The sequence below is a fragment of the Amycolatopsis sp. FU40 genome, from assembly GCF_021903635.1.
Lineage (GTDB): Bacteria > Actinomycetota > Actinomycetes > Mycobacteriales > Pseudonocardiaceae > Amycolatopsis > Amycolatopsis dendrobii.
In genome coordinates this window covers 8,266,655-8,278,624 of sequence record NZ_CP091381.1, presented here as the reverse complement: position 1 = coordinate 8,278,624, position 11,970 = coordinate 8,266,655, and the positions used below count along the sequence as shown (strand labels likewise).

At 69.8% G+C, this 11,970-nt stretch carries 9 protein-coding genes; 2 read left to right on the top strand and 7 right to left on the bottom strand.

The features are described from left to right. Window positions 1-53 precede the first annotated feature (53 nt). Window positions 54-242: a hypothetical protein gene (locus tag L3Q65_RS39205; RefSeq protein ID WP_182890339.1), complete on the top strand. Its 189-nt coding sequence runs from the start codon at window positions 54-56 to the stop codon at window positions 240-242. Window positions 243-264: 22 nt separating this feature from the next. Next, on the top strand, window positions 265-1,422 hold the full coding sequence (locus L3Q65_RS39200) for an SGNH/GDSL hydrolase family protein (RefSeq protein ID WP_237597925.1): 1,158 nt from the start codon (window positions 265-267) through the stop codon (window positions 1,420-1,422). A 42-nt stretch (window positions 1,423-1,464) separates the two neighbouring features. On the opposite strand, the gene L3Q65_RS39195 is transcribed toward L3Q65_RS39200, so the two are convergent. Genes L3Q65_RS39195 through asnB form a run of 7 tightly spaced genes read right to left on the bottom strand, consistent with a single transcriptional unit; the run spans window position 1,465 to window position 11,957 of the window. Then, a complete protein-coding gene (locus L3Q65_RS39195; protein ID WP_182890341.1) occupies window positions 1,465-2,106 on the bottom strand; it encodes a phosphatase PAP2 family protein in 642 nt (213 codons plus the stop codon). A gap of 8 nt (window positions 2,107-2,114) precedes the next feature. Further along, window positions 2,115-3,284 (bottom strand): glycosyltransferase family 4 protein, encoded by a 1,170-nt coding sequence (locus L3Q65_RS39190; RefSeq protein WP_182890342.1) that lies wholly within the window; start codon window positions 3,282-3,284, stop codon window positions 2,115-2,117. Next, entirely contained in the window at window positions 3,281-4,489 is a 1,209-nt protein-coding gene (locus tag L3Q65_RS39185; protein WP_220506938.1) for an O-antigen ligase, read from the bottom strand. Before L3Q65_RS39185 ends, L3Q65_RS39190 begins: the two co-directional genes overlap by 4 nt. Before the next feature lies 1 nt (window position 4,490). After that, a complete protein-coding gene (locus tag L3Q65_RS39180) occupies window positions 4,491-6,014 on the bottom strand; it encodes a right-handed parallel beta-helix repeat-containing protein (RefSeq protein WP_370648237.1) in 1,524 nt (507 codons plus the stop codon). Beyond that, on the bottom strand, window positions 6,011-7,891 hold the full coding sequence (locus L3Q65_RS39175) for an alginate lyase family protein (protein ID WP_237597923.1): 1,881 nt from the start codon (window positions 7,889-7,891) through the stop codon (window positions 6,011-6,013). The genes L3Q65_RS39180 and L3Q65_RS39175 overlap by 4 nt, the downstream gene beginning before the upstream one ends. After that, window positions 7,891-10,056, bottom strand: coding sequence for a bi-domain-containing oxidoreductase (locus L3Q65_RS39170; protein WP_237597922.1), 2,166 nt, complete (start codon window positions 10,054-10,056; stop codon window positions 7,891-7,893). The genes L3Q65_RS39175 and L3Q65_RS39170 overlap by 1 nt, the downstream gene beginning before the upstream one ends. Further along, window positions 10,053-11,957, bottom strand: coding sequence for an asparagine synthase (glutamine-hydrolyzing) (asnB, locus tag L3Q65_RS39165; protein WP_182890346.1), 1,905 nt, complete (start codon window positions 11,955-11,957; stop codon window positions 10,053-10,055). Before asnB ends, L3Q65_RS39170 begins: the two co-directional genes overlap by 4 nt. Between the last annotated feature and the right edge of the window lie 13 nt (window positions 11,958-11,970).

Sequence of the window (11,970 nt, the reverse complement as noted above, 5' to 3'; positions counted from 1 at the left end):
CGTGTGAGCGGTGGCGGGCACTGTCGAGCTCACCGCACGAGAAGGAGGTTGTCTTGCATGACGCAGTGAGCGCGGGAGCCGGGCCGGTCGGTCTGTTCCTCGCCGACGGCACTCGCCTCGGCGCACTGCTGCGGGACGGCCAAGGCGTCGCCCTCGGCTACGCCGCCGTGCTCGTCCGGCAGCAGTTCGCCTGGGCAAGCGGCCACGGCTCGTTCGAAGACGCCCTTTCTCGCTGGTTCTGACCCGCACCTGGAGGTAGACATCATGGAAAACCGCTGGATCGCTGCTTGGGGAACCGCGCAGCAGCTGGCACCCGCGGCCGAGTCGGGCGGTGGGCCGGAGATGCCCGACGAGGCACTGCCGGAACCGACTCTCGACACCGTGAGCGCACAAACCGTCCGCATGGTGGCGCGTTCGACGGTCGGCGGATCGGCTGTGCGCGTCGCACTTTCGAACTCCTTCGGCCACGCGCCAGTCCGCATCGGCGCGGCCTTCCTCGACGGCACGCGGCTGACCTTCAGCGATCGTCCCGAAGTGGTGCTGCCGACTGGCGCGCAGATCTGCAGCGACCCGATCGAGCACGCCGTCTCCGCGCAGACCGACCTGACCGTCTCGCTGTATCTCCCGGGCGAGAAGGTCACCCCGACGATCCACGAGGTCGGGCTCCGCACCGCGTGGCTCGCCCCCGGCGACCAGACCGCCGAACCGGAACTGCGGGACGCCACCGAGTTCCAGTCGTACCTGTGGCTCACCGGCATCGACGTGCTCGCGCCGGGTACCGCCGCCACCGTCATCGCCTTCGGCGACTCGCTGGTGGACGGGATGGAGACCACGCCCGGCGCCGACGCGCCCTGGCCCTCGGTGCTCGCCCGCCGACTCGCCGCCGAGCCAGGTCTTCCGCCCCGCGCGGTGGTCAACATGGGTATCTCCGGCAACCGCGTCCTGCGCGAGACGGACGGCATGGGCACCAGCGCGCTGGCCCGCTTCGACCGCGACGTGCTGGCCCGCCCCGGCGCCCGCTGGCTCGTCCTCTTCGAGGGCGGCAACGACCTGATTTTCGGCTCCCTGCCAGGAATGCCGGACAGCGAACGGGCCACCGCGGACGACCTCATCGACGGCTATCGCCTGCTGCTCGCCCGAGCGCGCGCACACGGCCTGCGTGTGATCGGCTGCACGCTGCCGCCGATCGGTGGCTCCCCGGTCTTCACACCGGAGTTCGAGGAAGCCCGCCAGCAGGTGAACCGCTGGATCCGCGACAGCGGCGAGTTCGACGCGGTCACCGACCTCGAAGCGGCGCTGCGCGATCCAGCCGATCCGACGAAGACACGCGCCGAACTGGTCACCGCCGACGGCGTCCACCCGAACGACGCCGGACACACGGCGATCGCCGACGCCTTCGACCTGGAACTATTCCGGCACTAGCCCGACTGTCCGTGAGGGGAACCCTGAGGGGCTCTGATTCCCTCACCGACGATCCGCGACCCGGTCGATCCAATACGCCGTGACCGGCACGATCGCCAGCGCCGCCGCGAAGCCGCCGATCGTGTCGGTCGGGTAATGCGCACCCAACCCGACCTCAGCCCATGCCATCAGGAACCCGAACACCAAAGCCAGCCCCAGCGCCCACGCCACCGCAGCGACCCGGCCCCGCCGACCGGCCACGACGTAAGCTCCGATCAACGCCAAAGCCGTCGCGAAGGCGGTGTGGCCGCTGGGGAACGACAGATAGCTCCCGTGGATCGTCCGCCCGGTGAGCGGCTTCAGCACCGAAGTCACCCCGACCGTCAGCCCGCAGCCGACCACCGCCAGCACCGCCGTCCGGAGGCGGTGGGTCAGCAGGCAACCGCCGATCACCAGGATCAGGATCAGCACCGCGCCCAACGGTTCGCCGCAGAAGTCGATCGCCGTCGCGAAGTACCACCACGGGTCGGGGATGAGGTCCGGGCCGGGCAGGAGCGGGGCGTCGAACGCGCTCGGCACCGAGTGGCCGGCGAAGCGCAGGCCGAGAGCGATCAGCGCCAGGAAGCCGAGCACGGCCAAGACCAGCGAAGGCGTGCGCAGAACGGCCGGAAGCGCCCGGGGCGAGGTCTTCAGTCGGTCGCGCACAACTTCCTTCATACCGTGGAAATCGCTTCCGCATAGCCGTCGAGCAGCCGTTTCAGCCCGACTTCCGGGGTGAAGTCCGTGTCGTACCGCTGCCGCGCGGCCTCGCCCATCTTCTGGTTCAGCTCGACGTCGGCCACCTCGCACAAAGCCGAGGCCAGCGCCGCCGCGTCGCCGGGGGTGTGCAGCAAACCGGTTACGCCGTCGGTGACGAGTTCTTCGAACGCTCCGTGTGCGGGCGCGACCGTCGGCACCCCGGCGGCCATCGCCTCCACCACCACGAGACCAAACGCTTCCAGCCACGTCGAGGGCACCACGACCGCTGCCGCTCGGGCGATCAGTTCCTGGCACGAAGCCCGGTCCTGGAGTCCGACGTACGACACGTTCTCCCGTCCGGCGGCCCAGGCCGCGACGTCGTCGGACAGCGGCCCGGTCCCGGCGATCAGCAACGGCAGCTTGCCGGAGTACCGCTCCCACGCCGCCCTGAGCAGCGGGATGCCTTTCTCCTCGGTGAGCCGCCCCAGGAACAGGAGGTGCTCGCCGTCGCCCACGCGCCGCCGGCCCTGGTCCGGAACGAAGTTGTGCTTGACCGTCATCCGCGCGGCGGGCAGGCCCGCGTCCACGAGAAGGCGGCGCTGGGCGTCGGAGATGCAGAAGAATCGGGTCACGCCGGTGCGCCAGCGCTCCCGGTTGACCAGCAGGTTGACCGCCATCGGCACGGTCGCCGCGGCGGAGTCGCGGTAGCAGCCGTGCCGGACGGCGGGCACCGGCAGACCGCCGACGCAATCGGTGCAGATCCGGCCGTCGCGGTAGAGCGTGCCGGGTGGGCAGACGAGGCCGTAGTTGTGCAGCGTCGCGACCACCGGCACCCGCGCGTCCGCGCACGCGGCCAGCACCGACGGCGACAGCAGCGGGAAGGTGTTGTGGACGTGCACGACGTCCGGCCGCTCCCTGCGCAACTGGGCCAGCAACGCCGTCCGCGACGCGCGGTTCCACGGCACTTGCAGCGGTACCAACGCCTTGCGCGCCAACGGCATCGAGGCGATGTCGTCGCTGTGCCGCTCGAACCGCCGGACGTCGACGCCGGCCGAGGTCAGCAGCGAGACCTCGGCGTCGACCACGTTGTTCTCGCCGCTCGGCTGCTCCGACCGATAGCGGTTGTGCACCACCAGAACCTTCACGCCAGCTTCTCCCTCGCTGGAGCCTCGCCCGTGGCCAGCAACGACGCGGCGACCGCCAGATGCAGCAGATACGGCGACGCGTCGCCGAGCCCGGCTTCGGTGTAGGAAGCGGAAACGCAGTACGCGATCAGGAAGATCGCGCAGGCCCTGGCCAGCGACGGCGGCCGCAGCACCGCGATCGCGATCAGCACCAGCAGGATCGCCGCGACGATCCCGATCCCGACGAAGCCCTGCTCGTGGTAGATCGCCAGCCAGCTGTTGTCGATCGGCAGGCCGTCATAGGACTTGTCGGTGAGACCGACGCCGAAGATGTACTCGAATCCGGTCCTCGGCGCGGACAGCAACGCGTCCCACACCTTCGCGCGGCCGGTCAGGCTGGAGAAATCGTCGGTGCTCTGGCCGCGCAGGAACCACGCCTGCAGCAGGCCGCCCAGCACCACCGCGGCGAAGCCCGCCACGAGCACGATCCCGGCGAACACCTTCCGCGCCCGCGCGCTGACCAGGCCCTGCGACAGCAGCGCGACGATCAGCCCGGCGACGAGCCCGAGCGTCGCGGTGCGGGTGTGCGTCAGCAGCAGCACCCCGAGCGACGGCACGACGACGATCAACGCGCTCTTGGCGTCCGTCCGTTTGCCCAGCCACAGCAGCACCGCGAGGCCCGCGATCACCGCCGCGTACTGGCCGATCTGCGGCGGCGTCAGCGGCCACACCGCGCCGGTGAGCCTGCCGCCGTAGATGTCCGGCATCGCCTTGCCCGGCGCGATCACCAGGCCGAGCACCACCGAAATCAGCACCGCGCCGAACATCCGGATGTGCGCCCGCACGAACGTGAACGCCCCGTCCCACCAGCCGCTGAGCAGCCAGAGCGTCGCGACGAACACGGCGAACCGGAAGCACCGGAACAGCGCGCCGAAGCCGGATTCCAGGTGCACGCTGGCCACGATGCTCGTGAGCAGCAGAAAGGACAGGAGCATCAGGTACGCGCTCGGCCGGATCCTGATCCGCAGGTTCACCATCAGTGCGAGCAGGAACGCGGCCATCAGCGAGCCCATGGTGACCAGCTGGATCACCGTGCGCGGCAACGGGATCACCGTCTGCGCGCCGGCCGAGCCGAGGGTGTTGAGGATGAGCAGCGCCCAAGCCGCGCTTACCGCTTTCGGCGCCGATTTCGTTTCGGCGGGCAACGTGGCGGTCAATTCGGCCATGTCAGCCCCCGTTCGGCTTATAACTGGAATTCGCGTCCTGGCGGTACGGCGCGCTCTGCCATTCGCCGATGCCGATGATGTTGCTCATTTCCTTGGCGACGAACGTCCACGGCCCGGCGTACGCGTTGTCGTGCCAGGAATTGTCCTGCTGGAACGTGATCGCCTGCTGGATCACCGCGCCCTGATACGGCGACCAGTCCGGGTAGCTGCCGAAATTCGACAGCACGCCCGTCCGGCCGCACACCTCCTCGCAGCCGAGCGCCTTCGAGTTGAGCGTGAACTGGTTGTGCTGCACCACGACCCGCTGGGTCTTCCACCGGCAGTCGCCGTACAGCGGCTTCTTCGCGATCCCCGGCGCGGAACAGGTGCTGACGTTCGGCACGAGTTTCGTGCACGAGCCGCTGGAGGTGTTGGCCGGGCTGTTGCAGAACCGGTCCGCGTTCTCCCACAGGATGACGCCGTTCCAGTTGTCCTGCAGCAGGTTTCCGGAAATTTCCAGATTGCTCGTCCGAGCCTTCAACCGCGGTTCGCCGCCGGATTCGGAAAGGTAGATCGTCGCCGACGGGAACGGGTCGCCCCGATCGGCGTGCGCACGGCCGTCAGGCAGGTTGTTGCGGCGGAAGGTGTTGTTGCGGATGACCGCGTTGTAGCTGGTCTCGTAAATGATCGCGGCGCTGTCGTTGTTCTCGATCAGGTTGCCCTCGATCAGGAAATCGTTGTTGTTCGTGTCGGCCCACAGCCCGGTGCCGCGGTTGTCGTGGATCCAGTTGCCGACGACGTCCGCGCCGTCCACCGCCCAGAACTTCATGCCGCCGGTGCAGCCGCACTCCGGGACCTTGGCCTCCCAGTTCGCGGTGTTGTTGCCGGTGACCTCGGTGCCGCGCAGCACCAGCCCGGTCACCGCCGCGGAACCGGAGTAGGCGTTCAGGCCGTACTGCCCGTTGCGCCGCAAGCAGCTGTCGAGGATCTGCTGTTTCGGCCCGGCCATCAGCCCGGCCCCGTCGTTGTCCTGCACGGTCAGGTGCTGGATGACCCAGCCGGGCGCCGAATCGTGGTTGACCACGCCCTCGTCGCGCGGCGCGGTGAAGCCCTGCACGGTGAACGAGGCGAGCCGGACGTCCTTGGCCGGGCCGGCGAAGGCGTACCGGTTCTTCTTGCGCCCGTCGAAGACCGCGCCGGGAGCGCCGAGGTAAACGTCGCCGTCCTTGGGCTGAACCTGGGCGTACTCGTCGTCGCTGAGCCGGTGCGTGCCGGGGGCGAGCCAGAACGTGGTGCCCGCCGGGGAGTTCTTCGTCTTCGTCGGCAAATCGTCCACCACGGCCGGATCCACCGGGACGGCCCCGGCGGGCGCGGTCGCCGGACCCGGCGGCACGTGGTCGCAGACCGCGGCGACCGGGCCCCGCGGCGACGTCGATCCGGCGGCCGGAGCGGGCGCGGCTCCGGACGAACTGCACGAAGCCAGCGCGAGCGGGAGCAGCACTCCCAGCAGCAAAGTCCTTCGCACGGCGGATCCTCTCGACATCAGGGCAGGCGGAGCACGGTGGTCAGCGGTCCGGTGACCGGGCCGGAGCCGACGAGCGTGGTGGCGGGTTCGCGACGGCCGAAGCCTGGCGAGTACCAGCCCAGCGGCGGATTCGTCTCGCCCCGATGCGCGGTCCAGCCAAGCTGCGGCGGCAGCTCCATCGTCGCGCTACGGCCCTGCCAGGTGAGCCGCGCGGTGTTCCCGTCCAGCTCGACCTCCAGCAGCGGGCCGAGGTGGAAGGCCAGTTTGGCTTGGCCGCTGCCGGCCACCTCGTCGACCACGGTCAGCGTCCGGCCGGACAGCTCGACGGCACGGCGATGCAACGCCGGGGCGTAACCGTCGTGTTCGGCCTGCCACTGCGTGGGCGTCGAGGCGAGAGTGCGCGAGTTTGCCTGTCGCGTCCACAGGAACGGGCCGCCGGAAGTCGATTGGTCGACACCGCCGAGCTGCAGCGTGTTGTGGCCGAGCGTGGAGCGGAAGTACGCGCGCCACTCGGGTTCGCCGTGATAGCAGTACGTTCCCGGATCGGCGAGGATGTCGACGCCGTCGTGCCGGACCTCGATGGACAACGCGTCGGCGTGCGCGTGCGCGGCGATGGCGAGAAAGCCGTGCGGGCCACTGTCGCAGCGGCACCAGATCTCCGGACCGTTGTCGCTGCGCAGGATCGTCAGGCCCGCGTCGGCGAAAACCGGCTGCTGGCGGACGTTGTCGAGCTGCGGCACCCGGGAGCGCAATGCCGTGAACAACGCGGTGCGCACGTCGTCGGCGGGCAGCTTCGGCCACCATTCCGCGCGGCCGAACAACGCGTCGCCGGTGGCCAGCAGCGAATGCCAGCGGTCCGTGTCCGGCCCGTCCACGATCAGGCCGAAGCCGTCGTCGGCGTCGCCTTGGCGCGGCGGCCGTCCGGCACAGTCCACAATGGCCGCGAGCGCGTCACACATCGCCCGCAGTTCCAGCCAAGTCGAGCGCGGCAGCCGCGGACCCGCTTCCAACGCGGCGGCGAGGCCCAGTTCCAGCACGAGCCCGTGGTACTCGGTGGCGAGCTCGCGGTTCAGCCCGGAGGTAAAGGTGTTGGCCCGCAAGTGGAAGTCGAGCGAGTGGATCGCGTCCGATCGCCAGCGCGCGGACTCCGGGTACCAGTCGAACGCACACGACGCCGCCAACTGCCCGGCGGCCTCGGCCAGCACGTGGTTGTTCGCCGACGTGCCCCGGCTCGGGAACGCCGCCAGCCACCGCTGGTGATGCCAGATCTGCCGCAACGCCTCGGGATTGTCCTCGAACAGCCCGGACGCGCCGGACCAGCCGTCCAGCAACCGGCGCACCCACACCCACGACAGCAGCCGGATCCCCAGCTCGATCCCGCTCAGCCAGTGCACGCCGCGCATCGGCGGGTTGGCCGCCCACCAGGACTTCAGCTGGTCGGCCACGCGATGCGCGTAGCGGTCGTCGCCGGTCACCCGGTACGCCGCGGCCAGCACGGTCAGGTGCTGATGCCGCGAGGGTTCCCAGATCTGCTTGATGTCGCCGATCGCGTTCTCGTCCCGGTACGGGATCTCGAACGAGTACTGATCGCCCGGCGCGCGCCGCCCGGTCTTCGGATCGAACGCCCAGTCCGGCGCGACCAGATCGTCCCGCTCCACCCCGAAGTACTCGGCGTGCCCGTCCATCAGCCGGTCCGCCGCCGCGACCAGCCGGTCCCGGCCAGTCGCGGGCACCTCCGGCTCGGCGGGCCAGACCGGGAACCGCCGGGTCGCGGACCAGGCAGGCTGCCGCTGGGCTTCGCCGCGCCACCGCTGCTTGCGCACGATGTCGCCGACGCGGCCGACGATCTCCGCCGGTCCCATCGCGGACAGCCGGCGCAGGTACCAGGAAGGGTCCATCACTGCTCCAACCGCACCGGCGCACCGGTTTCGAGGCTGCGGTGCACGGCCAGCGTCGCCAAAGTCGTGGACACGAGCGAGTCGAGGCTGATCGGCATCGCGACGCCGGTCTTCAACGCGGTGATGAACGCGTCCAGTTCGGCCTGCTGACCTTTGTCGCGGGCCTTCGGGAGCCGCGAGCTGGTCCAGCGCTTGCGCCCGTACACCGAGGCGCGGACGAAATCGTCGAATTTCAGCACCTTGCCGTCGGCGAGCACCTCCAGCGTTTCCTTGGGGAACGCCGTGCTGCCGCTGGTGATGTAGCTGATCGTCGCGGTCGAGCCGTCCGCGTAGCGCAGCAGCACCTGGAGGTCGTGGTTGCCGGGCGTACCGGTGGCGTAGACCGAAACCGGGTCGCTGCCGAGGAACCAGCTGACCGTGTCGATGAAGTGCCCGCCCTCGCCGACGAACCGGCTGCCCTCGGAATCGGCCTGGTTGTACCAGCTGTTCGCGTCCAGCCTGCCCGCGTTGACCAGGTACCGCACCGAAGCCGGGCCGACGCGCGGGCCGAACTGGTTTTTCGCCTCGACCAGCAGCGGCGCGAACCGGCGGTTGAACCCGACCTGCAGCCGGTTGTTGCCCGATTCCGCGACCGCGTCCACGACGCCGCGCAATTCCTTCTCCGACAAAGCGAGCGGCTTCTCCACGAAGACCGCCTTGCCCGCCAGCAGCGCGCGCCGCGTCAGCTCGGCGTGCGAGCTGTGCCGGGTCACCACGAAGACCGTGCTGACCTGGTCGTCTTCCAGGAGCGCGTCGACGTCGGTGCTCGCCGAGACGAAACCGAACTTGCGCTTCGCGTTGGCCCCGGACAGCGCGGACGTGGTGACGACGTCGGTCAGCAGCACGCGTTCGTCCCCGGCCAGGTGCGGCAGGATCATCGACGACGCGTAGTTGCCCGCGCCGATGAACCCGATCCGCAAGTCCCGCAACGGTTCCGGCCGATTGTCGACGACCGGAGCCGCCGGAACCGCGGACACCACGCTTTCGTCCTCGGCGGGCGGCGCGTCCGGGTAGCGGAACAGCACCGCGACCGCCTTCAGCTCGCCCTCGTTGAGCGCCCGGTAGGTCTCCACCGCTGCGGAAAAGTCCGCGGTGTGGCTGATCAGCGGCGTCACGTCGAGCTTGCCCCGCGCGGCCAGGTCGAGGAAGCACTCCAGGTTGCGCCGTTCCGTCCAGCGCACGTAGCCGATCGGGTAGTCGCGGCCCTCCAGCTCGTAGGCCGGGTCGTAGCGACCGGGCCCATAAGACCGGGAGAACCGGACGTCGAGTTCCTTTTCGTAGTACGCGTTCCACGGCAGGTTCAGCGAGATCTTGCCGATGTCCACCACCCGGCCGCGGTCGCGCGCGAGCCGCGCGGCCAGCTCCACCGGATCGTTCGACGCCCCGCCCGCGGCGAGATACACCTGGTCGACGCCGTGCCCGCCGGACAGCTCGGCCACCGCCTGGTCGATCTCCCCGGAAGCCGGATGTCCGCAGGCCAGCGCGCCCAGCTCCCGTGCGAGTTCGCAGCGCTGCGCGTCCGGATCCACGCCGACCACGCGCGCGCCGGTCGCCACCAGCAACTGCACGACCAGCTGCCCGATCAGGCCGAGCCCGATCACCAGCGTGAGGTCGCCGAGCTGCGGTTCGCCGCGCCGGACGCCCTGCATCGCGATCGCGCCGACCGTCGCGAACGCCGCCTGCCGCGGCGAAAGCCCGGACGGCACCTTCGCGTACAGATTCTTCGGCACCCAGTTCAGCTCGCTGTGCAGCGCGTGCTCGTTCCCGGCGCACGCCACCAGGTCGCCGACCACGACGTCGTCGATGCCCTCGCCGACCTGCTCGACCACGCCGCACAGCGAGTAACCCAGCGGCGTATAGGAATCGAGCTTCCCGGACACCTTGCGATACGTCGCGGCGAGCCCGTTCGTCGCGACGCTCTGCATGACCTTCGCGACCTGGTCCGGCCGCGACCGGGCCTTGCCCAGCAGCGACATCCCGGCCTCGGACACCTTCATCATCTCGGTGCCGGTCGAGATCAGCGAGTACTGGCTGCGGACCAGCACGCCGCCCGGTTTGCACGCCGGCACCGGGACGTCGAGCAAAGCCAGCTCGCCGCTCTTGTAGTTCTGCACTACCTGTTTCACTGGACTCCTAGCCGCTCTCCGCGGAGAGCCCCGCGGTACCAGTACTCGAGGGTCAGCACGTGCCAAAGATGTTTCGCGCGGTCCTCGCGCCCGGCGGCGTCCTCGGCCACCAGCTTGCGCAGGGCGTCGCGCTGCAGGAATCCGGATTCGACCAGTACGCCGTCCTCGATGACCTCCCGCACCAGCGGTGCGAGGTCCCGGCTCATCCACGCCCGCAGCGGCGCGCTGAACAGGCCCTTCGGCCGATAGACGATTTCGTCCGGCAGGATCGCCGTGGCCGCCTTCTTCAACGCCACCTTGCCTTGCCGGCGGGCGATCTTCTCCCGCCCAGGCACCCGGAACGCCGCGCGGACCACCTCGACGTCCACAAAGGGCGTTCGCACCTCGGTGGAAGCGGCCATGGTGGACCGGTCGGTGTAGGTGAGGTTCAAGCCGGGCAGGAACATCCGCGCGTCGGCGAGACACATGCGGTTGACCTGGTCGGTCAGCTTCGTGTCGTAGTAGACGTCGGCGTGCTCGGTGAGCACATCATCCACTTCGGACTGAAGATCCGGCGAGACCAGGTCGAGCAGTTCGGCCCGGTCGTACATGGTGTAGCTGCGCCGGAACGCCGTTTCCTCCGGAAGGTCCGCGAAGGACAGGAACCGCTTCGCGAACCGCACCGACCGGTAGCCGCGCGTGGACGACGCGACCGGCAGCCGGTCGACCGCCGCCCCGATCGCCCGGCGAGCCACCCCCGGCACCCGGCGGTAGCGCAGCGCCAGCAGGTTCGCCAGATGCTTGCGGTACCCGGCGAACAACTCGTCCGCGCCCATCCCGGACAGCAGCACCTTCACCCCGGCCTCGCGCGCGGCCGTGCAGATCAGGTACGAGTTGATCGCCGCCGGATCGCCGATCGGTTCGTCCAGGTGGTGCGTCATCCGCGGCAGCAGGTCCTGCACGTCCGGCGCGATCTCGATCTCGTGCAGGTCCACGCCGAACTGCCGGGCGACGATCCGCGCGTAGCGGAGGTCGTCTGGCATTGCCTCGAATTTCGCGTCCTCGGGACGGAAACCGATCGTGTAAGCCGAAATCCCCGGCTGCTCGCGCGCGGCCAGCGCGGTGAGATAGCTGGAGTCGAGACCGCCGGAGAGGAAGGTCGCCACCGGGACGTCGGACAGCAGGTGCTTGCGGGTGGAATCCTCGACGACCGCGTGCAGGTCGACCTCGCCGCGATACGCCGCGCCTTCCTCGGCGACCTCGCGGAGCGACCAGTAAGTCCCGGTCTCCGTGCTGCCGTCCGGCCGGAACCGCAACCACGTGCCTGGCGGCAGTTTCTCCGCCTCGCGGTAGGCGCAGCGGCTGTCGGGGACCCAGTAGTACAGCAGCGAAGCGATCATCGCCGCTTGGTCCACGTTCAGGGTGTCGCCGAGTTCGCGGGCCAGTGCTTTCAGCTCCGACGCGAACACGACCCCGCCGCCGCGCCGTACGAAGAACAGCGGCTTGATCCCCAGCTGGTCCCGCACGAGGACCAGCTCGCCGGTGCGTTCGTCGTACACCGCGAAGGCGAACATCCCGCGCAGCCGCGGCAGGCAGTCCGTTCCCCATTCCCGCCAGGCCCGCAGCAGCACCTCGGTGTCGGAGGTGCCGCGGAACCGGACCCCGGCAGCCTCGAGTTCGGCCCGCAGCTCCGGCGCGTTGTACAGCTCGCCGTTGTAGGTAAGGGCGAGGCCCTCGGCCGTCATCGGCTGCGCGCCCGTTTCCGAGAGGTCCACGATGGACAGCCGCCGGTGTCCTAAGTGGACGTCCCGGTGGTCGTAGCGGCCGTCGCCGTCCGGCCCCCGGTGCGCGAGGCACTGGGTGAGCCGATCGGTGAGCGGGCCGCCGTCCGGCCAGCTGTACGCGCCCGCGATGCCGCACATGCGCTTGGTTCCC